Origin of the sequence: Amycolatopsis sp. NPDC051758 (genome assembly GCF_044453095.1) — a bacterium.
In the GTDB taxonomy this organism is placed as follows: domain Bacteria; phylum Actinomycetota; class Actinomycetes; order Mycobacteriales; family Pseudonocardiaceae; genus Amycolatopsis.
The window spans coordinates 453,541-480,382 of the sequence record NZ_JBITCJ010000003.1; the positions used below are offsets into that span (position 1 = coordinate 453,541).

The 26,842-nt window shown below is 71.0% G+C and carries 27 protein-coding genes; 9 read left to right on the top strand and 18 right to left on the bottom strand.

Features of this window, described 5'->3' with window-relative positions; translation table 11 throughout:
• Positions 1-579: 579 nt before the first annotated feature.
• A complete protein-coding gene (locus tag ACIA5G_RS17465; RefSeq protein WP_395924143.1) occupies positions 580-2,241 on the top strand; it encodes a fumarate hydratase in 1,662 nt (553 codons plus the stop codon).
• A gap of 112 nt (positions 2,242-2,353) precedes the next feature.
• On the opposite strand, the gene ACIA5G_RS17470 is transcribed toward ACIA5G_RS17465, so the two are convergent.
• From ACIA5G_RS17470 to ACIA5G_RS17530, 13 genes are all read right to left on the bottom strand, one after another.
• Positions 2,354-3,055: a hypothetical protein gene (locus ACIA5G_RS17470; RefSeq protein ID WP_395924145.1), complete on the bottom strand. Its 702-nt coding sequence runs from the start codon at positions 3,053-3,055 to the stop codon at positions 2,354-2,356.
• Positions 3,056-3,157: 102 nt separating this feature from the next.
• Positions 3,158-4,567, bottom strand: a complete 1,410-nt coding sequence (locus tag ACIA5G_RS17475; protein ID WP_395924147.1) for a DHA2 family efflux MFS transporter permease subunit — start codon at positions 4,565-4,567, stop codon at positions 3,158-3,160.
• A 65-nt stretch (positions 4,568-4,632) separates the two neighbouring features.
• Positions 4,633-5,070, bottom strand: a complete 438-nt coding sequence (locus tag ACIA5G_RS17480; protein ID WP_395924149.1) for an SRPBCC family protein — start codon at positions 5,068-5,070, stop codon at positions 4,633-4,635.
• A 14-nt stretch (positions 5,071-5,084) separates the two neighbouring features.
• Positions 5,085-5,594: a hypothetical protein gene (locus ACIA5G_RS17485; protein ID WP_395924151.1), complete on the bottom strand. Its 510-nt coding sequence runs from the start codon at positions 5,592-5,594 to the stop codon at positions 5,085-5,087.
• A 139-nt stretch (positions 5,595-5,733) separates the two neighbouring features.
• Positions 5,734-6,237, bottom strand: coding sequence for a hypothetical protein (locus ACIA5G_RS17490; RefSeq protein ID WP_395924153.1), 504 nt, complete (start codon positions 6,235-6,237; stop codon positions 5,734-5,736).
• Between the two features lie 49 nt (positions 6,238-6,286).
• Positions 6,287-7,084, bottom strand: a complete 798-nt coding sequence (locus tag ACIA5G_RS17495) for an ABC transporter permease (RefSeq protein WP_395924155.1) — start codon at positions 7,082-7,084, stop codon at positions 6,287-6,289.
• Positions 7,062-7,913 carry a 2-aminoethylphosphonate ABC transporter permease subunit gene (locus ACIA5G_RS17500; RefSeq protein WP_395924157.1) on the bottom strand — a complete coding sequence of 284 codons (852 nt, stop codon included), beginning with the start codon at positions 7,911-7,913 and terminating at the stop codon, positions 7,062-7,064. The genes ACIA5G_RS17495 and ACIA5G_RS17500 overlap by 23 nt, the downstream gene beginning before the upstream one ends.
• Positions 7,910-8,959: an ABC transporter ATP-binding protein gene (locus tag ACIA5G_RS17505; protein WP_395924159.1), complete on the bottom strand. Its 1,050-nt coding sequence runs from the start codon at positions 8,957-8,959 to the stop codon at positions 7,910-7,912. The genes ACIA5G_RS17500 and ACIA5G_RS17505 overlap by 4 nt, the downstream gene beginning before the upstream one ends.
• Positions 8,956-9,960, bottom strand: coding sequence for a 2-aminoethylphosphonate ABC transporter substrate-binding protein (locus tag ACIA5G_RS17510; RefSeq protein WP_395924161.1), 1,005 nt, complete (start codon positions 9,958-9,960; stop codon positions 8,956-8,958). Before ACIA5G_RS17510 ends, ACIA5G_RS17505 begins: the two co-directional genes overlap by 4 nt.
• Positions 9,957-10,625 carry a phosphonatase-like hydrolase gene (locus ACIA5G_RS17515; protein ID WP_395924163.1) on the bottom strand — a complete coding sequence of 223 codons (669 nt, stop codon included), beginning with the start codon at positions 10,623-10,625 and terminating at the stop codon, positions 9,957-9,959. The genes ACIA5G_RS17510 and ACIA5G_RS17515 overlap by 4 nt, the downstream gene beginning before the upstream one ends.
• On the bottom strand, positions 10,622-11,740 hold the full coding sequence (locus ACIA5G_RS17520; protein WP_395924165.1) for a TIGR03364 family FAD-dependent oxidoreductase: 1,119 nt from the start codon (positions 11,738-11,740) through the stop codon (positions 10,622-10,624). Before ACIA5G_RS17520 ends, ACIA5G_RS17515 begins: the two co-directional genes overlap by 4 nt.
• A gap of 333 nt (positions 11,741-12,073) precedes the next feature.
• The gene (locus tag ACIA5G_RS17525) at positions 12,074-12,454 is read right to left on the bottom strand and encodes a DoxX family protein (RefSeq protein ID WP_395924167.1); all 381 of its coding nucleotides are present in this window, start codon (positions 12,452-12,454) and stop codon (positions 12,074-12,076) included.
• A gap of 59 nt (positions 12,455-12,513) precedes the next feature.
• Positions 12,514-13,290: a GntR family transcriptional regulator gene (locus ACIA5G_RS17530; RefSeq protein ID WP_395924169.1), complete on the bottom strand. Its 777-nt coding sequence runs from the start codon at positions 13,288-13,290 to the stop codon at positions 12,514-12,516.
• Between the two features lie 377 nt (positions 13,291-13,667).
• Between ACIA5G_RS17530 and ACIA5G_RS17535 the strand changes: the two genes are divergently transcribed.
• Positions 13,668-14,474 (top strand): S1 family peptidase, encoded by an 807-nt coding sequence (locus ACIA5G_RS17535; protein ID WP_395924171.1) that lies wholly within the window; start codon positions 13,668-13,670, stop codon positions 14,472-14,474.
• 66 nt (positions 14,475-14,540) lie between these two features.
• On the opposite strand, the gene ACIA5G_RS17540 is transcribed toward ACIA5G_RS17535, so the two are convergent.
• Both ACIA5G_RS17540 and ACIA5G_RS17545 read right to left on the bottom strand, forming a co-directional pair.
• A complete protein-coding gene (locus tag ACIA5G_RS17540; RefSeq protein ID WP_395924173.1) occupies positions 14,541-15,641 on the bottom strand; it encodes an NAD(P)H-dependent flavin oxidoreductase in 1,101 nt (366 codons plus the stop codon).
• Between the two features lie 14 nt (positions 15,642-15,655).
• On the bottom strand, positions 15,656-17,272 hold the full coding sequence (locus ACIA5G_RS17545) for an acyl-CoA synthetase (protein WP_395924175.1): 1,617 nt from the start codon (positions 17,270-17,272) through the stop codon (positions 15,656-15,658).
• A gap of 75 nt (positions 17,273-17,347) precedes the next feature.
• On the opposite strand from ACIA5G_RS17545, the gene ACIA5G_RS17550 reads away from it, so the two are divergent.
• Positions 17,348-18,136, top strand: a complete 789-nt coding sequence (locus ACIA5G_RS17550; protein WP_395924177.1) for a crotonase/enoyl-CoA hydratase family protein — start codon at positions 17,348-17,350, stop codon at positions 18,134-18,136.
• 3 nt (positions 18,137-18,139) lie between these two features.
• Here the strand turns inward: ACIA5G_RS17550 and ACIA5G_RS17555 are convergent, their stop codons facing one another.
• Positions 18,140-19,333, bottom strand: coding sequence for an FAD-dependent monooxygenase (locus tag ACIA5G_RS17555; protein WP_395924179.1), 1,194 nt, complete (start codon positions 19,331-19,333; stop codon positions 18,140-18,142).
• Positions 19,334-19,395: 62 nt separating this feature from the next.
• Here ACIA5G_RS17555 and ACIA5G_RS17560 point away from each other — a divergent pair, with 62 nt between their 5' ends.
• Positions 19,396-20,127, top strand: a complete 732-nt coding sequence (locus ACIA5G_RS17560; protein ID WP_395924181.1) for a TetR/AcrR family transcriptional regulator — start codon at positions 19,396-19,398, stop codon at positions 20,125-20,127.
• 25 nt (positions 20,128-20,152) lie between these two features.
• Positions 20,153-20,302 carry a hypothetical protein gene (locus tag ACIA5G_RS17565; protein WP_395924183.1) on the top strand — a complete coding sequence of 50 codons (150 nt, stop codon included), beginning with the start codon at positions 20,153-20,155 and terminating at the stop codon, positions 20,300-20,302.
• A gap of 1 nt (position 20,303) precedes the next feature.
• On the opposite strand, the gene ACIA5G_RS17570 is transcribed toward ACIA5G_RS17565, so the two are convergent.
• Positions 20,304-21,839 carry an acyl-CoA synthetase gene (locus tag ACIA5G_RS17570; RefSeq protein ID WP_395924185.1) on the bottom strand — a complete coding sequence of 512 codons (1,536 nt, stop codon included), beginning with the start codon at positions 21,837-21,839 and terminating at the stop codon, positions 20,304-20,306.
• Between the two features lie 82 nt (positions 21,840-21,921).
• On the opposite strand from ACIA5G_RS17570, the gene ACIA5G_RS17575 reads away from it, so the two are divergent.
• The 4 genes from ACIA5G_RS17575 to ACIA5G_RS17590 are packed head-to-tail and all read left to right on the top strand — an operon-like array spanning position 21,922 to position 25,713.
• On the top strand, positions 21,922-22,905 hold the full coding sequence (locus ACIA5G_RS17575) for a Zn-ribbon domain-containing OB-fold protein (RefSeq protein WP_395924187.1): 984 nt from the start codon (positions 21,922-21,924) through the stop codon (positions 22,903-22,905).
• A 7-nt stretch (positions 22,906-22,912) separates the two neighbouring features.
• On the top strand, positions 22,913-23,926 hold the full coding sequence (locus tag ACIA5G_RS17580) for a thiolase domain-containing protein (protein WP_395924189.1): 1,014 nt from the start codon (positions 22,913-22,915) through the stop codon (positions 23,924-23,926).
• Entirely contained in the window at positions 23,923-25,086 is a 1,164-nt protein-coding gene (locus ACIA5G_RS17585; RefSeq protein WP_395924191.1) for a thiolase domain-containing protein, read from the top strand. The genes ACIA5G_RS17580 and ACIA5G_RS17585 overlap by 4 nt, the downstream gene beginning before the upstream one ends.
• A gap of 15 nt (positions 25,087-25,101) precedes the next feature.
• Positions 25,102-25,713 (top strand): TetR/AcrR family transcriptional regulator, encoded by a 612-nt coding sequence (locus ACIA5G_RS17590; RefSeq protein ID WP_395924193.1) that lies wholly within the window; start codon positions 25,102-25,104, stop codon positions 25,711-25,713.
• Here ACIA5G_RS17590 and ACIA5G_RS17595 read toward each other — a convergent pair.
• The gene (locus ACIA5G_RS17595) at positions 25,688-26,707 is read right to left on the bottom strand and encodes a YhjD/YihY/BrkB family envelope integrity protein (protein WP_395924195.1); all 1,020 of its coding nucleotides are present in this window, start codon (positions 26,705-26,707) and stop codon (positions 25,688-25,690) included. The genes ACIA5G_RS17590 and ACIA5G_RS17595 overlap by 26 nt on opposite strands.
• Between the last annotated feature and the right edge of the window lie 135 nt (positions 26,708-26,842).

Consider the following 26,842-nt stretch of genomic DNA (forward strand, 5'->3'; position numbering starts at 1 on the left):
ACACCCGTTCGGCCGGATTGACTTATGACGTGCGTCACGCCACATTCGTCTAGCGGCTTTTACGGCGCCGGCACAGACCTCGCGGCCGGGTGTGCACGCACCCGGGCGCTCTCCCCGGGAGGTCGGGTCCGTCGGGGTGGACCCGGCCTCCCGACCAGCTGCCGTAAACGCACGCCGGCGGCACAACCCGCGCCTCCTCCAGCCAGACCTCCCCGCACCCCCCATCCAGCCAGACCCCCCGCAACCCCGATCCGAAGCCAGAACACGGCCGGCGGTGCCGGGTCAAGGCACGCTTTCCCGCCTTGACGCGGTACTGCCGGCCGTAGTCACAATCGAGCTTCGGGGTGGCGGAGACACCGAACCAGCGGCCGAACACAGAACTGCGGTGCCGGGTCAAGGCACGCTTTCCCGCCTTGACCCGGCACCGCCGGCCGTAGTCACAATCGAGCTTCGGGGTGGCGGGGACACCGAACCAGCGGAACCGCGTGGGGTGGCCCACAGTGACCGGGTGCATCTGTCCGGTTCCCGAACAGCGTGCGTAGGGTGGACCGATCCCGGAGCTGGCAAAGGAGCCTGGCAGTGCCGTCCACCACCACGTTTCAGCACACCGAAGTCCTCCCGCTGGGCAAGGACACCACCACCGAGTACCGGCTGGTCACCGACGAGGGTGTCGAGACCGTCGAAGCCGCCGGGCGGAAGTTCCTGAAGGTCGACCCCGCGGCGCTGACCACGCTCGCGCGCACCGCCATCACCGACATCCAGCACCTGTTGCGCACGTCACACCTCGCGCAGCTGCGGGCGATCGTCGACGACCCCGAAGCCAGCGGCAACGACCGGTTCGTCGCCATGGACCTGCTGCGCAACGCCGCCATCTCGGCCGGCGGGGTGCTCCCGATGTGCCAGGACACCGGCACCGCGATCGTCATCGGCAAGCGCGGTGAGGGGGTCCTCACCGGCGGTGACGACGAGCGCGCGCTGTCGCAGGGCATCTTCGACGCCTACCAGCAGCTGAACCTGCGGTACTCGCAGATGGCGCCGGTCAACTTCTGGGACGAGCGCAACACCGGCACGAACCTGCCGGCGCAGGTCGAGCTCTACCACAAGGACGGCCAGGACGACCCGGCCTACGAGTTCCTCTTCATGGCCAAGGGCGGCGGCAGCGCCAACAAGACGTTTCTCTACCAGGAAACGAAAGCCGTCCTGAACCCGAAGCGGCTCGCCCGGTTCCTCGACGAGAAGCTGCGCAGCCTCGGCACCGCGGCCTGCCCGCCGTACCACCTCGCGATCGTCGTCGGCGGCATGTCGGCCGAGTTCAACCTGAAGGTCGCCAAGCTCGCTTCCGCGCGCTACCTCGACAACCTCCCGCAGGAGGGCTCCGAGCTCGGGCATGCCTTCCGCGACCCGAGCCTCGAGCAGCAGGTCCTCGAAATGACCCGCCAGTTCGGCATCGGCGCGCAGTTCGGCGGCAAGTACTTCTGCCACGACGTCCGCGTGATCCGGCTCCCCCGCCACGGCGCGTCCTGCCCGGTCGGCATCGCCGTGTCCTGCTCGGCCGACCGCCAGGCCAAGGCCAAGATCACCGCCGACGGTGTGTTCATCGAGCAGCTCGAGCGCGACCCGGCCCGGTTCCTGCCCGAGGTCACCGAAGAGGACCTGTCCGACGACGTCGTGTCCGTCGACCTCAACCGCCCGATGGCCGAGATCCGCGCGCAGCTCTCGCAGCTGCCGGTGAAGACGCGGCTTTCGCTCACCGGGCCGCTGGTCGTCGCGCGCGACATCGCGCACGCGAAGATCGCCGAACGTCTCGACGCCGGTGAGGAAATGCCGGATTACCTGAAGGACCACCCGGTCTACTACGCGGGCCCGGCCAAGACGCCGGAGGGCTACGCGTCCGGCTCGTTCGGACCGACCACCGCCGGGCGGATGGACTCCTACGTCGAGCAGTTCCAGGCCGCCGGCGGCTCGCTCGTCATGCTGGCCAAGGGAAACCGCTCGAAGCAGGTGACCTCCGCGTGCGAGGCGCACGGCGGGTTCTACCTCGGCTCGATCGGCGGCCCGGCCGCGCGGCTCGCGCAGGACTGCATCAAGAAGGTCGACGTCCTCGAGTACGCCGAGCTCGGCATGGAAGCGGTCTGGAAGATCGAGGTCGAGGACTTCCCCGCGTTCATCGTCATCGACGACAAGGGCAACGACTTCTTCGCCAGCACCGGCGACCCGGTGCTGCAGATCAGCTTCCGCTGACCACGAAAGACGCCCCGTTCGTCCACTGTGGACGAACGGGGCGCCGTCACGTGCTCAGGGCGGGGAAGGGAGCACCGGCCCGCCGCCAGTGCTCCCCTCCTTCCCTGCTCCCTCAGCCGACGCGCTCGATCACAGCGCGCCGGATGAGGAACTTTCCGGGTTCCCGAACCTGCTCGAACGCCGCGTTGTTGAGCAGCGTGCAGCTGCCCGACACCGACGTCACCTCCACGGTCGTGGACTTCGAGTTGTCGAGGTTCGTCACCTTCAGCTTGGTACCGGCCGGGAACTGGTTGCTCGACGCCGCCGGCGCGCCACCCTCACCCGAGAGCGTCACGGTTGATCCGGGGCACACCACGTCACCCGTCTGGCCCGCGTCGGCCTGGTCGCCCGCGCCGGCCTGGTCACCCGCGTTCGCCTGATCTCCCGCCGCGGCGCCGTTGTCCATGCTGTTCTGGGCCGGGGCCTGCTGGGCCGGCGCTTCCTGGGCCGGCGCGGCCTGGCCGTTGTCCGCAACGACGTTCGCGGTGCACTCCGCGACCTGCCGCCGCTGCTGGATCAGGTCCACCACCGCCTGCCGGTTGGCGATCCTCGCGGCCGACTGCGCGTCCGGGTTCGCCTGCTGGCCGGCGATGAAGTTCAGGTTGTTCTGCAGTGCGGTGTCGAGTCCTGCGCAGTTCTCCTTGGGCGCTTCGGCCGCGTTGCCCGCGGGGCTGCTCAGCGCGATGGCGGCCGCGGTGATGCCGGAAACACCCAGCAACGCGGCCAGCCCGACGGTCGCCTGCTTGCGGTGCCGACCACTACTCAACCGGGGCATGGCGGCCCCTCCTCTCTGATCATCACCTCAATCCATGACACGGCTCGGTAACGGGGACGGTTCACCGGAGTTGTGAAGAGTTTCGACGGCTTCGCAGGAAGGTCAGACGACCGGCACCGCATCGTGGTCCGGACCACTGACGCGAGCGGCGGTCGCCCGCGCCCAGCGGCCGGTGGTGACCAGCCCCAGCACGAACACCAGTACGCCGCACCCGGCGACGATGGTCCAGCCGGCGCGGCCCGTCCCGGGCGGCGCCTCCGGGCTCGCCGCCACGACCGCGCCGATCACGGCCACCCCCAGGGAAATCCCGACCTGGCGGCTGGTCGAGGCGACCGCCGCGGCGAGCCCGGCCTGCTCCCGCGGCATGCCCGACACCGCGGCGTTCGTGATCGGCGCGTTGAGCATGCCGAACCCGACGCCGAAGCACACGTAACCCACCACCAGCAGGGAAATCGGTGTCGTCGGGGTGATCCCGGCGAGCACCACACCGGAGACCGCGATCCCGCCGCCCGCGATGACCAGCGGCAGCCGCGGTCCGCGGGACCCCACCAGCCGGCCGGCCAGCGGCGCGCACACCGCCGTCACCACCGCCATCGGCAGCGTCAGCAACCCCGCGTGCAGCGCGGAAAACCCGCGCGCCTCCTGCAGGTACAGCGAGTTGAGGAACAGGAATCCGGCGAGCGCCGCCAGCCCGCTGACGGCGGTGAGCGTCGCGCCGGAGAACGGCACGCTGCGGAAGAACCTGAGCTCCAGCAAGGGATCCTGCCGACGGCGCTCGTAGGGCAGCAGGATCGCCAAGGCCACCGCGGAAAGCGCGAAGCTGCCGATGATCTCCGGCGAGGTCCAGCCGGCGCCCTGGCCTTCGATGATCCCGAAGGTGAGCCCGGCGAGCAGGACGATCACCAGCAGCTGTCCCACCGGGTCGATCCGGCGCGGGCGCGGGGCACGCGACTCGGGTACGAACACCGCCGTCAGCACGATCGCGGCCACCCCGACCGGGACGTTGATCCAGAAGATCGAGCGCCAGCCCGCCCAGCCGACGAGCGCGCCGCCGAGCACCGGCCCGACCGCCATGCTCAGGCCGACCACGCCGGCCCAGACGCCGATCGCGCGGGCGCGCTCGCGGGGTTCGGTGAAGATGTTGGTGACGATGGACAGCGCGACCGGGTTGAGCATCGACCCGCCGATCGCCTGCAGCGCCCGGAACGCGACGAGCGACCCGACGTTCGGCGCGATCCCGCACAGCAGCGAGCCGAGGCTGAACAGCGCGAGCCCGGTCTGGAACGTCCGGCGGCGGCCGATGCGGTCCGCCGTCGAGCCGGACAGCATGAGCAGGCTGGCCAGCACGAGCGTGTACGCGTCGATCGTCCACTGCAGACCCGACACCGACGCGCCCAGTTCCGCCCGGATCGCCGGGAGTGCGAGGTTCACGATCGTGTTGTCGAGCCCGACGATGAACAGGCTCATGCAGCAGACGGCGAGGACCACCCGCCGCCGGACCGGCTGTGGCACCGACTACCCCACTTAGTTGCACGGACAATATTAAGCATCGTACAACTAATTGGGCGTGGTCTTCGTCAGGCGGGGAACAGCTCCGTGAGCCGGGCCAGGGTCTTCTCGATGCCCTGGGTGTTCCTGCGCGGGAACGGGCTGAGGCTGATGGCCAGCGGGAACTTCGCCGTCGACCAGTCGAACGTCTCGGTGACCTCGGTGCGGCCGCCGTCGAGGGGCTCGAGCCGCCAGCGCCAGCGGTGGCCGTTGAAGTGCCGCCACGCGATCAGGCGGCCCTCCTCGAACTCGACCACGGTGTTGAGGATCTTGTACGACGCGCCCATCTTCATGTCCATGCCGAACTTCGCGCCGAGCGTGAGCCGGTCCGGGCCGCCGGACTGGGCGGCCCGGACCGTGCCGGATCCGTCGATGAGCGGGTGCTGGGCCGGATCGGCCAGGAGCCCGAAGATCTTCTCCGGGGTCGTGGCGACGATCGCGGTGCGTGAGACCTGGCGGCTTCCCATCACCCGAGCCTAGATCATTTGGTCGTCTTCAGTACGACCGTGCGCTGGTCCAGCGGCGCGGCCAGGGAGACGGAGATCACCGGGTACCGGATGTCCATGGTGCACATCTGGCCGGTCTGCGCCTTGGTCTCGCTCAGGTTGACGACCACGTGGTCGCCCGCCTGCTCGGTCGCTTCGCCGAGGGCGTGACCACAGCCACCCTCCTGGGCGCGGATGTTGAGGATCGTGCCGCCGTTCGCGGTCCACACCTCGTGCGGGTAGTTGGCGGGCAGCGCCGCGGCGTCGACCTTGTTCGGCGGCACCGGGGTACTGCCCTCGGGCACCTCGAGCCGGGGTTTGCCCGGCGGGTTCGCCGCGGGCGACGTCGGCAGCACCGACTCGCTCGGCGGCGTCGAAACGCTGCCGGCGGGAGTCTCGGAGCTGCCCCCGGCGGCGGGCTGACCGGTGGGCATGTCTTGGCCGGCACAAGCCGTCGCCATCAGCAGGATCGCGCCTGTTCCGACCACCTTCGCTAAGTACCTCATGTCCCGAAGACGGAGCGCGGCGGCGCGGGGTTGCACGGCCGGCCGATTCGGTGAATTTCTGGCAGAGAGGGCTCCGGACGTGGTCTGGGAGGGCGACCCCGGGCATCCCGGGGCAGCCCTCCCAGCGTTCTTGTCGTGTTCAGCCCTGGCGGAGGACGACCGTGCGCGTCCCGAGCGGCTCGGCCAGCGGCAGGGGGATCGTGATCTCCCGGATGTAGTCCGGGCACATCTGGCCCTTCTGCGCGGCGGTGACGGCGACCAGCACGACCACCTGCTGCGCCGTCTGCTCACCGACGTGCGCCGAGATGCGGCGGCAGCCGCCCTCCTCGGCCTGCAGGATCAGCGTCTTGCCGTCCAGGCTCCGGGTCAGGCTGCGCGGGTACCCCTCGGGCAGCGTGCGGGCGTCGACCTGCGTCTCGGCGACGACGTCGTCACCCGGGGCGATGCCCTGCGTCGGGCGGCCGACGGTCGGGGACGGCGGCGGGGCGGCCGTCGGGCCGACGGTCGGGGTGACCGTGCCCGGCACCGAGGACGACGTCGCCGGGGCGGGGTTGCCCGCCGGAGCGCCGCCGGAACTCGCCCCGCAGGCCGTGACCGTGAGCAGCAGCAGGCCCGTCCCCAGCAGTTTCACCGTCGTGCGCATACCTGCCAGACGGACCGGACCCCCGCCCGGTTGCATCAACTCCGGAAACCTACCGATGTGCCGCCCGGCCACGGACCAGGCCGAGGAGCACCACCCCCGCGAGGGTCACTCCGAGCAGCACGACCGTCGCCGCCGAGGCGAGGAACACCTGGCCGCGGTCCGTCAGCGCGAAGATGCTCGCCGGGAGCGTGCGCCAGTCCGGCGGGTACAGCATCATCGTCGCGCCCAGCTCGCCCATCGACATCGCCAGCGCGAGGCTCGCCGACGCCGTCATCGCCGGGAGCAGCACCGGGACCCGGATCCGCAGCAGCACCCGCACCGGGGACACCCCCAGGGACGCCGCGGCCTGCGCGAGCTGCGGATCGACGCGGGCGAGCGCCGCCGAGACCGTGCTGTAGGCGAACGGCAGCAGGATCAGCAGGTGCCCGAGCAGCACGATCCAGCGGGTGCCGTTGAACGCCAGCGGCGGCCGGCTGAACGCCACCAGCAGCGCCAGCCCGAGCACCACCGACGGCACCGCGATCGGCAGGTGGAACACCGTGTCGGCGACCCGCCGCAGCCGCCGCGGCGCGCTCTCCGCGGCCAGCGCGGCCCACGTGCCGAGCAGCACCGCCGCCGCACCCGCGATCACCCCCGTCTGGATGCTCACCGAGAGGCTCGCGAACGTCTCCCCCGACAACGCCGAGACGTAGTGCCCGAGCGTGAACCCGCCGGGCAGCACGCCGGTCCAGTGCCCGGCGAACGACGCGAGCACGATCATCACCAGCGGCGCGGCCACCACGAGGGTGAACACCACGCCGAACACCAGCCACAGCAGCAGTTTGCTACGCCGCGTCCACAGCAGCACCGCGCCTCCTTCCCGACAGCACCCGGTAACTCCCGTACAGCAGCAGCGAAATCGCGACGTCGACCAGGGCGACGACGCTCGCCGCCGGGAAGTCGAACGTGACGATCCCCTTGCCGTACACCAGCATCGGCAGCGTCGTGACACCCTTCGCGCCGAGGAACAGCACGATGCCGAACTCGTTGAGCGCGAGCAGCAGCGTCAGGCACGCCCCCGAGGCCAGCGACGGCAGCGCCGCGGGCAGCACCACCCGCCACAGCACCCGCCCGGGCCGCGCGCCCAGCGAGGCCGCGACGTCCAGGTGCACGCCGGGGACCTGGCCGAACGCCGCGAGCGCCGGCCGCATCACGAACGGCGTGTAGAAGGTGATCTCGGCGAGCAGCACGCCCCACGGCGAGTACAGGAACCCGCCCGCGCCGAACACCCCCGCGCTGCCGTAGAGGAAGGTGAACGCCAGCGCGATGAGGAACGACGGGAACGCGAGCACCGTGTCGACCAGCCGCGACAGCGTCCGCGCGCCCGGGAACGGGACGAACGCGATCACCAGCGCGAGGAACGTGCCGAGCAGCACGCAGCCGGTGGTCGCGCCCAGCGCCAGCAGCACGGTTTGCCCGGCCGCGTCACGGAACTCCGCCGAGCCGAGCACGTCGGCCCACACGGCGAGGCCGAACCCACTGTCCGTGGTCAGGGACTGCCCGGCCACCAGGACCAGCGGATACCCGAAGAACACCACGACGACCACCAGCGGCGGCAGCAGCCAGCCGCCGCGGGTGCGCCGCGCCGACGTCCGCCGGGGCCGCGTCACGACGGCTTCGAGGGCGACGCCGGTCACGGGCCGACCCCGACCAGCGGGCAGCCGTCCGGGATCGACACACCGACGGCCGTCCCGACGGAGAAGGCGTCGGGGACCTCGGCCCGGATCACCGCGCCGCCGGCCAGCTCCAGGTCCAGGCGGTAGCCGGTCCCCCGCCACTGCACCGCCCGGACCAGCGCCGGCAGGGTGTCCGCGCCGGGCTCGCCGACGCCGACGCGGTGCGGGCGCACGCCGAGCGCGACCGGGCCGGAGCCGAGGGCGCCGGTCGGCTCGGCGGTCAGCTCGCGCCCGCCGAGCCGCACGGTCGCGGGCTGCCCGTCACGCACGAGGTCGACCGGGATGAGGTTGGCCGCGCCGAGGAAGCTCGCGGTGAACCCGTCGGCCGGGCGCCGGTAGAGCTGTTCGCACGGGCCGGTTTCGACCAGCCGCGAGTCGCGCATGACGGCGATGCGATCGGCGAGCGCAAGCGCCTCCCCCTGGTCGTGGGTCACGTAGACGAGCGTGGTGTCCGGCAGCTCGGCACGCAGCCGCAGCAGCTCCGCGATCATGTCCTCGCGCAGCGCGGCGTCCAAAGCGGACAGTGGCTCGTCGAGCAGCAGCACGTCCGGCCGGATCGCCAGCGCCCGGGCGAGCGCGACCCGCTGCTGTTGCCCGCCGGAGAGCTCACGCGGGAACCGCCTTGCGTAGGCGCCCATGCCGACCAGTTCGAGGACCTCGGCGACCCGCGCCGCCACCTCGGCGCCCGGCGTCCGCCGGGCCTTGAGCCCGAAGGCGACGTTGGCGTCGACGCGCATGTGCGGGAACAGCGCGTAGCTCTGCACCACCACCCCGAGCCCGCGCCGGTGCGGCGGCAGGTCGGTAACGTCTTCGCCGGCCAGGAGAACCCGGCCCGCGCTGGGCCGGACGAACCCGGCGAGGGCCTTGAGCGCCGTCGACTTGCCGGAGCCGGACGGCCCGAGCAGCGCGAGCGTCTCACCGCGGGCCACGCTGAGGTCGAGGGTGTCCAGCGCCACGGTGTGTCCGAAGTGGACGGACACGCCGCGGAACTCGACGGCCGGCGTCATCGGCCGACGGCTTTCTTGTAGGCGGCCAGGTCGGCGTCCAGCTTGCCGAGCACGGTGGTCCAGTCCGGGTGCCAGATCTCGACGCCGTCGAGCGCGGCCTTGATCTTCTCCGCGTTCGCACCGGTGGCGGTGACGTCGGCGCGGGCCGGGATGCCGAAGGCGTCGGCGGTCTTCGCCTGGACCTCGGGTGAGAACAGGAAGTCGAGGAGCTTCTTCGCGTCGTCCGGGTGCGGCGCGTTCGTCACCAGCCCGGCGTAGTACGGCAGCGCGAACGTCGAGCGCTTGCCCTGTGCGTCGGCCGGGAAGAACACGTCGAAGCCGCCGCTCTTGGCGATCTCGGCGAGGTTCATCTGGACGTCGCCGTTCGCGACCAGCAGCTCGCCCTTGGCGACCTTCGGCTGCAGCTTGCCGGTGGACGACGACGGCCCGGCGTTGTTCGCCTCGAGCTTGCCGAGGTAGTCGAGCGCGCCCTGCGCACCGAGGACGTGCTGCAGCTGCAGGAGCACCGCGGTGCCGTCGCCGGCCTCACCGGGCGTGGAGTACTGGACCTTGCCCTTGAGCTTCGGGTCGAGCAGGTCGTCCCAGGTCTTGGGGGTGGCGCCCGGATGGTGGATGAAGCTGAGGTAGTTGTTCATCATCGCGGCGAAGCGGCCCTGCGGGTCCTTGTCGGACACCTGGCCGGTCCCCGGCGGGGTGTACGGCTGCAGCAGCCCGGCGACCCGCTGGATGAACGGCGGCAGCGTGACGAGGACGTCGGCCTGGGTGTTGGCCTTCTCCTTCTCGACGCGGGACGCGACCTCGCCGGAGCCCGCGGTGACGGCCTGCACGGTGATGCCGGTCTGCTGCTCGAACTCGGCGAACCGGGCGGTGTACCAGTCCTCCAGTCCGTCCACTGTGTACACGGTGACGGTCTTGCCGCCGGCGCTCGCGGCGCCGGTGCCACCGCAGGCGGTGAGCAGGCCGGTCAGCGCCACGGCGAGCGCGGCGAGGGTCTTCTTCATCGGGTTTCTCCTTCGAGCACGGCGGGGAGGTCACGGACGGATTCGAGGACGTGGGTGGCTTCGAGGAGGTCTTCGCGGCGGCCCGCGCCGGTGAGCACACCCGCGACGACGGACGCCCCGGCACGCAGGCCGCACAAGACGTCGGACGCGGTGTCCCCGGCGACGGCGACCTGCCGCACGTCGGTGACCTCGAGCCGCAGCGCGGCGGTGAGGACGAGGTCGGGGAACGGGCGGCCGCGCACGCCGGCACCCGGGGCGAGCGCGAGGTCGGCGAGGTCGCGCCAGCCGAGGGCGTCGAGGATGGCCTGCTGGGTGGCGGGGGCGAAACCGGTGGTGAAGGCGACCTTGACGCCGTTTTCGCGCAAGCCGCGGATGACGTCTTCGGCACCGGGGATCGGCGTGCACGCGCCGTCGCGCACGAGGTCGCCGTACGCGGCTTCGAACGCGGCATTGGCTTGCTGCGCCAGGGTTTCGTCGCCGAGCAGGGCGCGGAAGACGGTGATCTTCGACTGGCCCATCGTGTCGACGACGTACTTCAGCATCTCCGGGTACTTCTCGTCGGGCACACCGGCGGTCTTGATCGCGGTGGTGAAGGCGCGCACGACCAGGCCGTCGTCGGCGACGGTCGTGCCGGCCATGTCGAGGACGACGAGTTCGGTGGTCACAGGCCCAGCTCCTCGGCGGTGTCTTCGGCGATGGCGGGCGAACAGGTCATGCCACGCCCGCCCGGGCCGGTGACCAGGAAGGCGTTGTCCGCGACGCGCGCGCGGTGCACGATCCGGCCGGTGTCGGTGGTCTGCGCGTACACCCCGGCCCAGCGGCGCCGGATGCGCGGGAGCGGGCGGCCGAGCAGCGCCCCGGCGACGTCGGCGAGGTGCTCGTACGGGTCTTCGGTGACGTCGAAGGGGAACGGCTCGTCGTATTCGTGGGTGTCGCCGATGGTCAGCGAGCCGTCGAGCCGCTGGACCAGCAGCAGCTGCATGCGGTGGGCCTGCGCGACCTCGCCCTGCGGCTGCCCGGCTTCGAGGGTGTCGAGGGCCGGACCGCGGTAGGCCGGGTAGTAGCGGAAGCTGTCACCGTCGGCGACGCTCGTGGTGAGCGTTTCGCCCAGGGGCTCGGTCTGCGCCATCTGCAGCCGGACCTTCCGCACCGGCGGGTCCCCGGCCAGCTCCCGGACGAGGCCGCCGGTCCACGCGCCGGTGCAGAACACGACGACGTCACCCTCGTGCCGGTCACCGTGGTCGTCGACCACGCCGGTGCCGGTCAGGTGGCGGACCTCCCGGCCGGGCCGCCAGGTGTAGCGGCCGGTCCTGCTCAGCTCGGCGCGCAGGGCGGGCTGAGCGGTGCGCGGCTCGACGGCGGCGTCGCGCTCGCACCACAGCGCGCCGAGGAAGTCCCCGCGCAGCGCCGGGTTGAGCTCGCGGGCTTCCGTGGCATCGAGCAGCTTGTACCCGCGCTCGGCGGCTTCGGACCCTTCACCGGCTTCGCGCGCGACGGCGAGTTCGGCTTCGGTCCGGACGACGGTCAGGGAGCCGTTGGCCCGGAAGCCGAGCCCCGGGACGCGCTCGCCGATCCGCTCCCACAGCAGCCGGGCCCGCAGCGCGGTGTCCAGCTCGGCGCCGGTGGCGCGGCCGCCGACCCAAACCAGCCCGAAGTTGCGCACGGACGCGCCCCGGGCCTCGGGTTCACGTTCGAGCTGGACGACGTCGTGACCGCGTTCGACGGCCTGCCAGGCGTGCAGCGTGCCGAGCACGCCACCGCCCACGATGAGGATTCGCACGCCGCCCACGCTCTCCGGAGCGCGCCAACAGCCGCTGTCCCCCCGGCGAACACGGCGTGAAGCACCATCGAATATTGGACCGGATGAGTTACCGTCCCGTTATCTTCGCGGCTGTCGTGAGGGCTTGGAGGCGAGCCGTGGGCAACTCGCGCCCGACGGATCCGGGCGCGGCGACATAAACGACTCGTTCACCACGTCCGGCGGCCGGATCGGCTTATCTTCGCGGCTGTCGCGAGGGCTTGGCGGCGACAGTGACGCACCCAATGCGGCGTTGGGTGCGTCTGACGCACCGAACGCCACATTGGGTGCATCGCGCCTCGGCGAGCGAGACCGTCAAAGCCGTCCGACGGCGACGAACACGCAGACCGCGAGGATCAGCGTGTTGATCCCGACGTTCCGCCACTCGGCCGGTTTGTGCTGCCCGACCGCCAGCCGCCCGTGCATCACCATCGCCCCCACCATCACCACGGCCAGCCCGGCCGCCGCCCAGCCGGTGAGCGCCGGCGCGATGCCCAGGAGCACCGGCAGGATCAGGCCCAGCACGGCGAAGAGCTCGCAGATCGCGGTGAACCGGACCACGGGCAGCGGATAGGCCGCCGCGCCCGTCTGCCCGGTTTCGAGCATCCGCTGCCGCGACATCGTCGACTTCAGCGCGCCCGACAGGGCGAAGATCGCGGCCAGCAGGACCTGTCCGGCCCACAACGCGGTGTTCATCTCGTCCTCCCATTCGGTCAGGTGCGGGAGGAACGAAGACGCCCGGGAAAACGTGACAGTCAGTCGGCGCGGCCCAGGCGGGTCATGAAGCTGAGCCGGTCACCGCGGTAGAGCGAACGCACGCGCTCGAACGGCGCGCCGTCCGGGCCCCACGAAATGCGGTGCATGAGCAGCATGGGCAGGGCCGGGTTGGTCCCGATCAGGAGGGCTTCGCGCGGGGTCGCGAGCACGGTCTCGACCCGCTCCTCGGCGCCGTCGAACACCACGCCGAGCTTCTCGGTCAGGCACGCGTAGAGCGACTGCTCGGGGTTGAACACCTCCATCAGGGTCGGGAACCGCTCGGCCAGGAGATATGTCGACTCCAGGCCCACGCGCTCCTCGTCGGCGAGCAGCACCCGCTCGATGTGGATCACTTCGGCGTCCGACGTCACCTGCAGGTCGGCGGCCAGCGCGCTGCCGGCCACCCGCCGCTCCAGCGTGATCACGTTCCGGCCCGGCCGGATGCCCTGGCGGCGCAGCCCTTCGGTGTAGCTGACCAGGGCCAGCGGCTGGATGAGCTTGGGCCCCGCGACGTAGGTGCCGCTCCCCTGGCGGCGGCTGAGCTTGCCCTCGAGCACCAGTTCCCCGACCGCCTGCCGCACGGTCGCCCTCGACACCTCGAAGCGCTCGCACAGCTCCCGTTCCGTGGGCAGCACCGCCCCTTCGCCGAGTTCCGCGATCACCGCCAGCAGTTCCACCTTGACCGCGTAGTACCGCGGCACACGGCCGTGCTCGGGAATCCCGTCGAGGACGGGACCGTCGGCGGACAGGCGGGAATGGCGTAAGGGGGCAGGCACGGAATCGACCCTATTCGGTTCCCGCAGCGCCGTGGTTCGCTGTGGCGCGTAACACGGCTGTCACCCGGAGGATCACCCGGTTGCGCCCGGCGCCGATTCCCGGACGGGATTCACCAGGAAATCGGCAGGTTTACGCCCGGGGAAAGGTCGGTGAATTCCGGGACGAACAGGCCGGGCTCGCCACCGCGGTCCGGAACCCGGAGTCCGGTTACCGGGCCCTTCGGCCCACGGCGTTCGACGCCTCCGCCGGTGAGAAATCACCCAACCGCCCGAAACATCCGAAGAAAGTTGGTTGTCCCGGTTGTGAGCACCTGGTGTAGTCATGGGGCCGCTGACGGCAACGGCTTCCACTGTGGACACTGGAAGGACTGATCCCCTTGGCTCCCAAGCGCTGGTTCACCCTGCTCAGAAACGTCACCACCGCCGTGGCCGCGGTCGCCGCGGCCGCGTCGCTGGCCACCCCGGCGATCGCCACCGCGGCCCAGCCGCCGTCCACCGACGTCGTCGGCGGGACCCGGGCCGCCCAGGGCGAGTTCCCGTTCATGGTGCGGCTGTCGATGGGCTGCGGCGGCGCGCTGTACACCAACCAGATCGTGCTGACGGCCGCGCACTGCGTCAGCCGGACCGGTTCGAACACGTCGATCACGGCGACCGTCGGCGTGGTCGACCTGCAGAGCACGAGCGCCAAGAAGATCAAGTCGACCTACGTCTACCAGTCGCCCACCTACGGCACCTCGACCGGTGGCGACTGGGCGCTGATCAAGCTCGCGAGCCCGGTCACCGGCCTCTCGACGCTGCCGATCGCGACGACCTCGACGTACAACACCGGCACGTTCACCGTGGCCGGCTGGGGTGCGGCGACCGAGGGCGGCGCGCAGCAGCGGTACCTGCTGAAGGCGACCGTGCCGTTCGTGTCCGACAGCACCTGCCAGGCCCAGGGCGGCAGCTACCCCGACCTGATCCCGAGCGCCGAGATCTGCGCCGGCAACCTGAGCGCCGGCGGCGTCGACACCTGCCAGGGTGACTCCGGCGGCCCGATGTTCCGCCGGGACAACAACAACGCCTGGATCCAGGTCGGCATCGTCAGCTGGGGTGACGGCTGCGCCCGGCCGCACGCGCCCGGCGTCTACACCGAGGTGAGCACGTTCGCGTCGAAGATCGCCGCGGCCGCCTCCTCGCTCTAGTTCTCCCCATGCCGTCAAGGCCACCTTACGGGCGTCTGACGCTCGTAAGGTGGCCTTAACGGCTTTTCAGCGGGTCTTGTCCAGGCGGGACAGTGCTTCTTCGTAGCCGGCGACGAGTTCGGCGACGACGTCGGCGACCGGGCGGACCTGGTTCATCCGGCCGACGATCTGCCCGACCGGCATCGACACCACGCTCGGGTCATTCGCCGCGTGGATCCGGTTGTGGGCGTGGGAAACCAGCAGGTTCTGCAACGGCATCGGCAACGGCTCGGGCGCGTCGGCCGCGGCCCACGCCTCGGTCCACCGCGTCTTCAGCAGCCGCGCCGGCTTGCCGGTGTAGATCCGCGTCCGCACGGTGTCCGACGACGTCGCGCCGACCAGCGCCTGCTGCATCGCCACCGACTCGCCCATGGTCTGCAGGTACTCCTCGGTGGCGAGCCACATCGAGCCCATCCAGACGCCGGACGCGCCGAGCGCGAGCGCCGCGGCGACCTGGCGGCCGGAGCCGATCCCGCCGGCGGCGAGCACCGGCACGTCGACGGCGTCGACGATCTCCGGCACCAGCACCATGGACGCGATCTCGCCGGTGTGCCCACCGGCTTCGTACCCCTGCGCGACCACGAAGTCGACGCCGTTCTCGACGTGCCGGACCGCGTGCTCGGCCTTGCCGGCCAGCGCCGCCACCGGCACCCCGCGGTCGTGGCACTGGCCGATGACGTCCGCCGGCGGGGAGCCGAGGGCGTTGGCGATCAGCTTGATCGGGTGGTTGAGCGCCACCTCGACGTGCGACCGGGCGACCGAGTGCAGCCAGCCGAGCACGCCCGCGCGTTCGTCGGTGTCGTCCGGCAGCGGCGGCACCGCGAGGTCGCGCAGCACCCGGTCGACGAAGGCGCGGTGGCCCTCCGGGATGTGCTTCGAGAGGTCGACCTGGGTGCCCTCGGCGGGGATCTTCGCCGGCATCACGATGTCGACGCCGTAGGGCTTGCCGCCGGTGTTCTCGTCCATCCAGGTGAGCACCCGGTCGAGCTCGGCGGCGTCGTTGAACCGGACGCAGCCGAGCACACCGAGCCCGCCGGCGCGGCTGAGCGCCGCGGCGACGTGCTCCGACGGGGTGAACCCGATGATCGGCAGGTCGATGCCGAGCCGGTCGCAGAGCGGTGTCCGCACTTGGGGTGTCCTCCTCAGACGGGCTGGGCCGTGGCCGGCTCGTGCTCGGCCGCGTAGCGCTGGGCCCACGGGTAGTCCGGTTTGCCGCTGGGCGAGCGGCCGATCTCGTCGGCCAGCCAGACCGTGCGCGGCACCTTGTACCCGGCGATCTCGCCGCGGACGTGCGCGTCGAGGCCGGCGAGGTCGGTGCCGGCGCCCGCGCGCAGCTGGACGACGGCGGCGACGCGTTGGCCCAGCCGGTCGTCCGGCACGCCGATGACCAGCGCGTCGAAGACGTCGGGGTGCGACTTCAGCGCCCCTTCGACCTCTTCGGGGTAGACCTTCTCGCCGCCGGTGTTGACACACTGGGAGCCGCGGCCGAGCAGCGTGACCGTGCCGTCCTCTTCGTAACGGGCGTAATCACCCGGGACGACGTAGCGGACGCCTTCGAGGTCGACGAAGATCTTCTTGCTCTTCTCGGGATCGCCGTAGTAGCCGAGCGGGACGTGCCCGCGGCGGCCGATCAGCCCGACCGCGCCGGGCTTCTTCTCGACGAGGTGCCCGTCGTCGTCGAGCAGGATGGCGTCCTTGCCGAAGTTCACCCGGGGGCCGGCGCTGTGGTCGGATCCCTTGGCCACCATGCCGATCCCGGTGAAGCCGCTTTCCGACGCGCCGATCGCGTCGGTGATCACGGCGTTCGGCACGAGCTCGACGAACTCCTGCTTGACCGACTGCGAGAACAGCGCGGCGTGGCTCGACACCGCAACGAGCGACGAAGCGTCGTAGTCGCCTTCACGGAAGGCCTCGATGAGCGGGCGCGCCATCGCGTCGCCGACGATCGTGAGGACCTGGACCTTGTTGTCCTGCACGGCTTTCCACACCTCGTGCGCGTCGAACCGCGGCACGAAGACCACCGGGCTGCCGGTGAACAGCGCGCCGAACGCGGCCCACTGCGCGGCGCCGTGGATCAGCGGCGCGGCCGGCAGGCGGGTCAGGCTGCCGGCCTTGCCCTGCTCGGCGAGCGTCCATTCGTCGGGGACGTACTCGCCGGTGACGAAGTTGATCCCGCCGCCGAGCGCGCGCCAGATGTCTTCGTGGCGCCAGAGCACTCCCTTGGGGTAACCCGTGGTGCCGCCGGTGTAGAGGATGTAGAGGTCGTCGTTGCTCCGCTCGGCGAAGTCGCGCTCGGGCGACTGAGCCTCCAGTGCGGCCTCGTAGTCGACGCCGCCGTAGCTCCCGTAGTCGCCGTCACTGCCGTCGTCGATCACGACAACGTGTTCCAGTTTCGGCGCCTCGGGCAGCGCCGCGGCGACCTTGTCGGCATAACTTCTCTCGTGCACGAGCGCAACGAGATCGGCGTCGTTGAAGAGGTAGACGAGCTCGCCGTGCACGTACCGGTAGTTGACGTTGACGGCGATCGCGCGCAGCTTGTACGCGGCGATCATCGCCTCGAGGGCCTCGATCGAGTTGCGGGAGTAGACCCCGATGTGGGATCCGCGTCCCACGCCGTGCGCGGCGAGGTGGTGGGCGAGCCGGTTGGCCCGCGCCTCCAGTTCGGCGAAGGTGACTCGCCGGTCGCCGCACACGACCGCGACGCGCTCCGGCACGGCGTCGACGGCGTGCTCCAGAAGATCCGCGATGTTGAGTGCCACGTCCTCAAAGTAGAACATGTTATCGTTCTGGGCAATGGCACTGCTCCGATGACACTGCTTCTCCAGGAGGTTTCCGTGGGTGAACCGCACGCGCTGGTTTCGCAGGACGGGCCGACGCTCATCGTCACGATGAACCGGCCCGAGGCGCGCAACGCGATCACCGGCGAGATGATGTCGATCATGGTCGACGCCTGGGACCGGGTGGATTCCGACAACTCGATCCGCAGCTGCATCCTGACCGGCGCGGGCGGCGCGTTCTGCGCGGGCGCGGACCTGAAGTCGATGTCCCGGAACTCGCCCGCGAAGTCGTTCGACGAAGGCAAGTTCGACCCGGCCAACATCCCCGGCCTGCTGAAAGGCCGCCGCCTGACAAAGCCGTTGATCGCGGCGGTCGAGGGCCCGGCGATCGCCGGCGGCACCGAGATCCTGCAGGGAACGGACATCCGCGTCGCGGGTTCGAGCGCACGCTTCGGGGTCTCGGAGGCCCGGTGGGGACTGTTCCCGATGGGCGGTTCGGCGGTGCGCCTGCCCCGCCAGATCCCGTACACGATCGCGGCGGACATCCTGCTGACCGGCCGCCACCTGACCGCCGACGAGGCCCTCGCCATCGGTTTGATCGGGCACGTCGTCCCGGACGGCCAGGCGCTCACCCGCGCGCTGGAGCTGGCTTCGCTGGTGAACGCCAACGGCCCGCTGGCCGTGCGGGCGATCCTCCGGACGATCCGGGACACCGAGGGGCTCCACGAAGAGGAAGCCTTCAAGCTGGATTCGCAGTACGGGATCGAGGTTTTTGCGTCGGAGGACGCGAAGGAGGGGCCGCGGGCCTTCTCGGAGAAGCGGAAGCCGGAGTTCCGCGGCCGCTGACGATCAGCTCCGGACCGTCTCCTCCCACTCGATGTGGTGTTCGTAGATCCACCGACTCGGGTCGGCGCCGGTGCGGGCCATGCGCTTCATCGCCAGGCTCATGACGACGTCGCGCGGCACCCGGGCCAGCGGGCCGAGCGCCTTCCAGCCACCGGTCCGGTTGCCCTGCTCGACGACGCGTTCCACCCGTTCGCGACGCAGCCGTTCGTAGGCGGTGAACGCGGCCTCGACGCCCGAGCCGTCCCGCAGGCACCGGGCCAGCACGACGGTGTCTTCGATGGCCATCGCCGCGCCCTGCCCGATCGACGGGGCGGTGGCGTGGGCGGCGTCCCCGATGACGATCATCCGGCCGCGGTGCCACCGCGGCACAGTGGGGACGTCGTAGGTGTTCCAGCCCGCGAAGATCTCTTCGGTCGCCGCGATGATGTCCACGGCGGGCCCGCGGTCCCGCCGGAACAACTCGATCAGCCGAGACCGCCACTGCTCCGGGCTGATCGCGGCCAGTTCGGCCGGCGTGGGTTCGGTGGCGCTCGCCGGGTTCGCCACCCACCAGACTTCGCCGTTGGGGTGCGCGGTGTGGGCGAAGAAGGAGCGGCGGCCGAAGATCGCGTGCATCATGCCCGGCTCACCGGCCGTGACGCCGCGTGCGTAACCACCGGTGTTGAGCAGCCCGGTGTATCGCGCGCCGGGCGCACCGGGGGTGATGATTTCGCGGGTGCGCGAGCGCAGGCCGTCCGCGCCGATCAGCAGGTCGCCTTCGGCCGTCGTGCCGTCGGCGAACCGGGCTCGCACACCGTCGGCGGTGCTTTCCGCGGCCACCAGCCGCTTGCCGTACTCGATGGGCACGCCGCACCGGACGGCCTGCTCGCGCAGGGTGCGGTAGAGGTCGGCCCGCTTGACCGTCCGGCTCACCGTGCCGTCCGCCAGGGCCGCGCCGTAGGGCAGCTCGCCGAGCTTCCGGCCGGACCCGCTGCTGATCGTGATCCGCGGGGTGTCGAAGCCGAGCCCGCGGACGTCCACGTCCACCGCGCGCAGGGCGTCGAGGGCGTTCACCGCGAGCGTCAGGTAGACACCTGCGTTGTCCGCCGTCCGGTCGTACGCCTCGTGGACGACCGATCGGATCCCGGCCTTGTGCAGGGCGATCGCACTCGACGCGCCGGCGATCCCGCCGCCGATGATCAGGGCTGTGTATGTCATACACAGCAGTTTATGGCATATACTAGACGGGAAGGCAAGCCTCTCGAACGGATACGAGGACGATGACCGACAAGCTGCCGGCCGGACTGGACCTGCTCTGGGGACGCGACGACGAGCAAGAACCCAGGCCGGGGTTGAGCGTGCCGGCCATCGTGCGCGCGGCCGTGGAACTGGCCGACACCGAAGGGCTCGGCGCGGTGTCCATGGCCCGGATCGCCGAGCGGCTGGGCTTCACCACGATGTCGCTCTACCGGCACGTGAAGAGCAAGAACGACGTGCTGCTGCTGATGCTGGACTCGGTCGCGGCCGTGCCCGCCGAGCTCGACCAGCCCGGCGACGACTGGCGGCTCGGCCTCGAGCGCTGGTGCCGGGCGCAGTGGGTGATGCTGCGCGCGCATTCCTGGGTGGTGCACCTGCCCATCACCGGGCCGCCGGTCACGCCCAACCAGCTGACCTGGACCGACCGTGCCCTGCGCGCGCTGCGCGGGACCGGGCTCACCGAAAGCGACAAGGTCGGTGCGGTCCTGCTGGTCGCCAACTACCTGCTCACCACCGCCCGGCTGAGCACCGAACTCGGGGCGGCCGCGTCGGGCGAGTCGGTCGCCGCCTACAGCACCCTGCTCGGCGATCTTGCCGACGCACAACGGTTTCCGGCGCTGCGCACGGCGATCGACGCGGGCGCGTTCGACTACCCGGCGGACACCGCGGAGGAGGACCGGCAGCTCGACTACACGTTCGGCCTGGACCGGATCCTCGACGGCGTCGCCACGCTCATCGAGCGGCGAACCGGCTGACTCACACCACGTACTTCTCCCGCAGGTGGCGCTTGTACAGCTTCCCGTTCGGGTCCCGCGGCAGCTCCGCTACCCGGCGGACACCGCGGAGGAGGACCGGCAGCTCGACTACACGTTCGGCCTGGACCGGATCCTCGACGGCGTCGCGACGCTCATCCGGCAGCGAACGGGCTGACTCACACCACGTACTTCTCCCGCAGGTGGCGCTTGTACAGCTTCCCGTTCGGGTCCCGCGGCAGCTCCGCCAGGTAGTCGATCGACCTCGGCAGCTTGAACTTCGCCAGCCGCGTCGCCGCGTACTCCAGCAGTTCCGCGGTCAGGTCGGACGAAGGCGCGACGCCGGGCGCAGGCTGCACGACGGCCTTGATCTCCTCACCCCAGTCCTCGTGCGGCACACCGAACACTGCCACGTCGCCGACCGCCGGATGCATCACCAGCTCACCCTCGATCTCCGCCGGGTAGATGTTGACCCCGCCCGAAATGATCAGGTCCGCCTTGCGGTCGTGCAGGTACAGGTACCCGTCCGCGTCGAGGTGCCCGACGTCGCCGAGGGTGAACAGGGACCCGACCCGCGCGGCGGCCGTCTTCGCCGGGTCCTTGTGGTACGAGAACTCCGAAGCTCCCATCTGCAGGTACGCCGTGCCGATCGAGTCCGGCGGGAGCTCGGCCCCGGTGTCGTCCAGGACCTTGATCGTCGAGCCCGGCCACGGCCGCCCGACCGAGCCCGGCTTGCGCAGCCAGTCCTCCCCCGTGATCACCGTGCCGCCGCCCTCGGTCGCCGCGTAGTACTCCGTGACGACCGGGCCCCACCACGCCAGCATCCGTCGCTTGACCTCCGGCGGACAGGGTGCCGCGCCGTGGATCATCACCCGCAGCGAGCTCAGGTCGTGCCGCGATCGGACGCCGGAAGGCAGCGCCAGCAAGCGCCGGAACTGCGTCGGAACCATATGGCTGTGCGTCACGCGGTGCCGCTCGATCAGCGTGAGCATCTCCGCCGCGTCCCACCGGTCCATCAGCACCGCGGAGTGCCCCAGCTGCAAGGAAATCACGACGAAGTTGAGCACCGCCGTGTGGTAGAGCGGCGACCCGCACAGGTGCACGTGCCCGTCGCGCGGCTCCAGGCCGAAGATGCCGAAGAACCACGTCGAGGCGACCGGGACCTCGTCCGGGTCGGCGCCGGTCAACGGCCGCCGCACGCCCTTCGGCCGACCGGTCGTGCCGGACGTGTACAGCATCGGCGAGCCCGCCGTCCGCCGCGGCGGACGTCCGTCACCTTCGCCGGCCCCCAGCTCCTCGATCCGGTGGAACCCCGGAACGTCGCCGACCGCGAAGCGCGCCGAAGCAGGCAACCCCGCTTCGTCGGCGGCAGCGATCGCGACGTCGGCGAAGCGCTCGTGCGCGAGGAACGCCTTCGCGCCGCTGTCGCCGATGATGTAGGCGACCTCGGGGCCGATCAGGTGCCAGTTGACCACCACGACGTACAGCCCGGTCTGGATCGCCGCGAAGTAGGCCGCGAGCAGCTCGTCGCCGTTCGGCTGGAGCAGCACGACGACGTCGCCGGCTCCGAGCCCGAGCTCCTGGAGCCCGCGCGCGTACTTGTTGGCCTTCGCGGTCAGCTCGCCGTAGGAGACGACCCGGCCGACCGGGTCGACGACAGCCGTCTTCTCCGGCTCTTCGGCGGCGATGTTCCACAGGCCGAGCGTCTTCGTCATCACCCAAATCTAGAACTCGTTCCACATGCGAGCAACCACCCGGCGGCGAATCTTGCCGCAGAATCGAGAACGTGTTTCACTCATGGGCGTGACCGAGACACCACTGGCGGCACCCCTCAACGTCGGCTTCGACTACACCCGCTCGACGGGCCCGGTGCTGGGCCGGTTCGTCAACGCGCTGCGCGAGCACCGCATCGAAGGCATCCGCGGCAGCGACGGGCGGGTGCACGTCCCGCCGGTCGAGTACGACCCGGTGACGGCCGAGCAGCTCACCGAGTTCGTGCCGGTCGCCACCGAGGGCACGGTCGTCTCCTGGTCGTGGTGCGCGGCCCCGCTCGACGGCCAGCCGCTGAGCCGCCCGTTCGCCTGGGCGCTGGTCCGGCTCGACGGCGCCGACACCGCGATGCTGCACGCCGTGGACGCCGGCTCGCCCGAGAACATCCACAGTGGACAGCGGGTCCGCGTCCGCTGGGCCGAGGACGCCGTCGGGCACATCCGCGACATCGCGTACTTCCTCCCCGTGGGCGCCGAGGACACCACGCCGACCGAGCCCGCTCCCCCGGTCGCCGACCGCGAAGAGGGCGCGCCGGTCAGCGTGGTCATCACGCCGGTCCACCTGCGTTACCAGCACTCCGCGTCGCCGGAGGAGAGCCGCTACCTGCGCGGACTCGCCGAAGGCAAGCTCATCGGCCAGCGCTGCCCCGCCTGCCGGAAGGTCTACATCCCGCCGCGTGGCGCCTGCCCGACCGACGGCGTGCCGACCACGGACGAGGTCGAGCTGGCCGACACCGGCATCGTCACGACGTTCTGCATCGTCAACGTCCCGTTCCTCGGCCAGCGGCTCAAGCCGCCGTACGTCGCCGCGTACATCCTGCTCGACGGCGCCGACATCGCCTTCCTCCACCTCGTCCTCGGCTGCGACGCGAAGGACGTCAAGATGGGCATGCGCGTGCGCGCGGCCTGGAAGCCCCGCGACGAGTGGTGGACGTCGCTGGAGAACATCAGCCACTTCGAGCCGACCGGGGAACCGGACGCGGCCTACGAAACCTTCGCCCACCACCTGTGAGGTCCTGATGCCAGACGTCGCGATCGCCGGGTTCGCGCAGGCCCCGAACGTCCGCGAGACCCCGGGCACCACCAACGGCGTGGAGATGCTCGTCCCGATCTTCGCCGAGGTCTTCGAGAAGACTGGACTGTCCAAAAAGGACATCGGGTTCTGGTGCTCCGGCTCGTCGGACTACCTCGCCGGGCGCGCCTTCTCGTTCATCGCCGCGGTCGACGCGATCGGCGCGTTCCCGCCGATCCACGAGTCGCACGTCGAGATGGACGCCGCCTGGGCGCTGTACGAGGCGTGGCTGAAGATCAAGATGGGCGAGGTCGAGACCGCGCTCGTCTACGGCTTCGGCAAGTCCAGCGCCGGCGAGCTGCGCCGGGTGCTCGCCCTGCAGCTCGACCCGTACGTCGTCACGCCGCTGTGGCCGGATTCAGTCTCGATCGCCGGGATCCAGGCGCGAATGGGCCTGGAAGCCGGGCTCTGGTCCGAAAAGGACCTCGCCGAGGTCGCCGCCCGCGGCACCGAAAAGGACGTCAGCGAACTGCTCGACACGCCGTACTTCGCCGACCCGTTGCGCAGGCACGACATCGCACCGATCACCGACGGCGCCGCCGTGGTCATCCTGTCCACGGTGGAACGCGCCCGGGACATCGTCGAGCACCCCGCGGTGCTCACCGGGATCGAGCACCGCGTCGACTCCCCCGTGCTCGGCGCCCGCGACCTGACCCGCTCGCCGTCGACCGAGATCGCGGCGAAGGCCCTCGACCTCGACGGCGTCGACCTCGCCGAGCTGCACGCGCCGTTCACGCACCAGGAGCTGATCCTGCGCAGCGCGCTCGGGCTGGGAGAGCACGTGAAGATCAACCCGTCCGGCGGCGCGCTGGCCGCGAACCCGATGTTCTCCGCCGGGCTCGCCCGCATCGGCGAGGCGGCGGCCCGCATCCACCGGGGCGAATCCCGCAAGGCCGTGGCGCACGCGACGAGCGGCCCCGCCCTGCAACAGAACCTCGTGGCCGTGCTGGAGGCACGATGACCAAGCAGCTCACGGCCGTGCTCGGCACCGGCCAGACGCACCACCGCGCCAAGCGCACCGACGTCTCGATGCCGGGCCTGCTGCGCGAGGCGATCGACCGCGCGATGGCCGACGCCCAGGTCGAGTGGGCGGACATCGACGCCGTGGTGCTCGGCAAGGCGCCCGACCTGTTCGAGGGTGTGATGATGCCCGAGCTGTTCCTGGCCGACGCGCTCGGCGCCAACGGGAAACCGTTGCTGCGGGTGCACACCGCGGGTTCGGTCGGCGGGTCGACGGCGCTGGTCGCGGCTTCGCTGGTGCAGTCCGGCGTGCACCGCCGGGTGCTCACGGTGGCTTACGAGAAGCAGTCCGAGTCGAACGCGATGTGGGGCCTGTCCATCCTGCCGCCGTTCCAGATGCCGGTCGGCGCCGGCGCGGGCGGCTACTTCGCGCCGCACGTGCGCTCCTACATCCGCCGGTCCGGCGCGCCCGAGCACATCGGCGCGATCGTCGCGGCGAAGGACCGGCGCAACGGCGCGCTCAACCCGTACGCGCACCTGCGGCAGGCGGACATCACCGTCGAATCCGTGCAGGCGTCGCAGATGCTGTGGGACCCGATCCGCTACGACGAGACGTGCCCGTCGTCCGACGGCGCGTGCGCGATGGTGCTCGGCGACGAAGCCGCCGGGGACGCCGTCGAGGGTGGCGCGGCCTGGATCCACGCGACGGCGATGCGCACCGAGCCGACCACGTTCGCCGGCCGTGACCAGGTCAACCCGCAGGCGGGCCGCGACGCCGCGGCCGCGCTGTGGGCCGAAGCGGGGATCAAGGATCCGCTGTCCGAAGTGGACGTCGCCGAGATCTACGTGCCGTTCTCCTGGTTCGAGCCGATGTGGCTGGAGAACCTCGGGTTCGCGGCCGAAGGTGAGGGCTGGAAGGTCACCGAGGCGGGTGAGACGGCGATCGGCGGGCAGCTGCCGGTCAACCCCTCCGGCGGGGTGCTCTCGTCCAACCCGATCGGCGCGTCCGGCATGCTTCGCTTCTCCGAAGCCGCGAAGCAGGTCATGGGCCGCGCCGGGGACTACCAGGTGGACGGCGCCCGCGTCGCCCTCGGCCACGCCTACGGCGGTGGGTCGCAGTACTTCTCGATGTGGGTGGTCGGCGCCGCCAAGCCGCGTTGATACGCTCGACCCACCATGCCGAGACTCGCGGACCACGAGCAGCGCCGCCGTCAGATCGCCGAGGCCGTCTGGCGGATCGCGAGCACGCGCGGGCTGGAAGACGTGTCCCTGCGCAAGGTCGCGGCCGAGGCCGGCGTCTCGCTGCGGCTGGTGCAGTACTACTTCGGCACGCGTGACGACCTGCTGCTGGGCGCGCTCGAGATCCTCAACGCCGACGCCGGCGAGAGCATCCGCGCGGGGATCGGCCCCGAAGAGGACACCACGCCACGGGAAGTCTTACGCGCGCTGCTCGTCGGCATGCTGCCGATCGACGACGAGCGCCGCACGCGCTACCTGGTGCACCTCGCCTACTTCGTCCGCTCGCTGTCCGACCCCGGCCTGGCGTCGGCGTTCAGCTCCGCGCCGCCCGAGCTGGAACGGCTGACCGCCGACCTGCTGTCCTGGGGCCGCGACCGCGGTGAGGTGGCGCCGGACCTCGAGCTGATGCCCGAAGCCGAGCTGCTGCTGTCGAGCGTGGACGGCCTGCAGACCAGCATCGTGCTGGGCCAGCGGACGCCGGAGGCGGTGATCGCGCTGATCGACCACCAGCTGGATCGGCTCTTCAGTCTCGCGAACGTCGCCACCTGAGCGCGAGCAGCGTCCCGACCACCCCGGTCACCACTCCGACCGTCGCCGGCACCGCCACCGGCGGGTCCACCACGATCACCGGCTTCAGCACCACCGGCGCGGGCGGCTCGACCGGCTTCGGTGGCGCGTCCGAACCGGTGGCCGTCCACGCGGTGACGTAGACGAGCATCCGTGCGACCAGCGAGATGAAGAAGATCAGGCCGATGATCGAGCCGAACGCGATGCCGGTCGGCGAATCCCCGATCAGCCGGAGGTAGATCCCGCCGGCCTGCTTCAGCAGCTCGAACCCGAGGGCCAGGGCGATCGCGCCGCGCATCGCGCTGCGCACGCCCACCGGCTGCCGCGGCAGCCGCGTCAGCACCCACAGGAAGACCAGCCAGTCGGCGGCCAGCGCCAGCGGCACCGACGACGCGGAGACGAGCTGGTGCCCCCAGCTCGTGTCGTCGAGCCCGGCGAGCCGGAGCAGGTAGCTGCCCAGCGCGGTGCCGGAGATGGTGATCGTGAACGACACCAGCAGCGCCGCGGTCAAACCGAGCAGCGCGAGCAGGTCGACGGCGATCAGGCGCGGCAGCGACTGGTCCGACCGGTTCTGCCCCCACAGCGCGGTCAGCGAGTCCCGCAGCGCGTTCATCCAGTTCCAGCCCGAGTAGAGGCCGATGGCGAGACCGAACACCCCGACGCTCGTCCGCTGCTCGACAAATCCGGTGAGCAGTTTGGTGGCCTTGGTCCCGAGCCCGCCGGGCAGTGTGCTGACGATCGCGCGCACCATCGTGTCGAGCAGGTGCGGCTGGCTGGCCAGCACGAACCCGGCGACCGACGACGCCACCATCAGCAACGGCACCAGCGACAGCAGGCTGAAGTAGGTGATCGAGGCGACGTAGTGGTACCCGCCGCACTCGATGTAGCGGTTGGTCGCGCGGGCGATGTGGTCCAGCCACCGGTACCGGGCGCGCGCCCGCGCCCAGGGGCTCGGCGCCTTCGGGGAACTCTTCACGGACACTGTTTACCCAGCCGGGCACCTTCTCGTGCAGGCAACACGCGGTCTTGACACCCGTTCACGCTCACGGCTAGATGTGAGCGAGTTCCCCACCGGGTTCCGGGGAGCTTGACAACGATGTCACCACTGGGA

Bases quoted from the DNA above. Each gene is read 5' to 3' on its own strand.
- ACIA5G_RS17470 (WP_395924145.1), bottom strand. From the start codon at position 3,055: ATGCCCCGGTTGAGTAGTGGTCGGCACCGCAAGCAGGCGACCGTCGGG.
- ACIA5G_RS17480 (WP_395924149.1), bottom strand. From the start codon at position 5,070: ATGGGAAGCCGCCAGGTCTCACGCACCGCGATCGTCGCCACGACCCCG.
- ACIA5G_RS17485 (WP_395924151.1), bottom strand. From the start codon at position 5,594: ATGAGGTACTTAGCGAAGGTGGTCGGAACAGGCGCGATCCTGCTGATG.
- ACIA5G_RS17490 (WP_395924153.1), bottom strand. From the start codon at position 6,237: ATGCGCACGACGGTGAAACTGCTGGGGACGGGCCTGCTGCTGCTCACG.
- ACIA5G_RS17505 (WP_395924159.1), bottom strand. From the start codon at position 8,959: ATGACGCCGGCCGTCGAGTTCCGCGGCGTGTCCGTCCACTTCGGACAC.
- ACIA5G_RS17510 (WP_395924161.1), bottom strand. From the start codon at position 9,960: ATGAAGAAGACCCTCGCCGCGCTCGCCGTGGCGCTGACCGGCCTGCTC.
- ACIA5G_RS17525 (WP_395924167.1), bottom strand. From the start codon at position 12,454: ATGAACACCGCGTTGTGGGCCGGACAGGTCCTGCTGGCCGCGATCTTC.
- ACIA5G_RS17555 (WP_395924179.1), bottom strand. From the start codon at position 19,333: ATGACATACACAGCCCTGATCATCGGCGGCGGGATCGCCGGCGCGTCG.
- ACIA5G_RS17560 (WP_395924181.1), top strand. From the start codon at position 19,396: ATGACCGACAAGCTGCCGGCCGGACTGGACCTGCTCTGGGGACGCGAC.
- ACIA5G_RS17570 (WP_395924185.1), bottom strand. From the start codon at position 21,839: ATGACGAAGACGCTCGGCCTGTGGAACATCGCCGCCGAAGAGCCGGAG.
- ACIA5G_RS17575 (WP_395924187.1), top strand. From the start codon at position 21,922: ATGGGCGTGACCGAGACACCACTGGCGGCACCCCTCAACGTCGGCTTC.
- ACIA5G_RS17580 (WP_395924189.1), top strand. From the start codon at position 22,913: ATGCCAGACGTCGCGATCGCCGGGTTCGCGCAGGCCCCGAACGTCCGC.
- ACIA5G_RS17585 (WP_395924191.1), top strand. From the start codon at position 23,923: ATGACCAAGCAGCTCACGGCCGTGCTCGGCACCGGCCAGACGCACCAC.
- ACIA5G_RS17590 (WP_395924193.1), top strand. From the start codon at position 25,102: ATGCCGAGACTCGCGGACCACGAGCAGCGCCGCCGTCAGATCGCCGAG.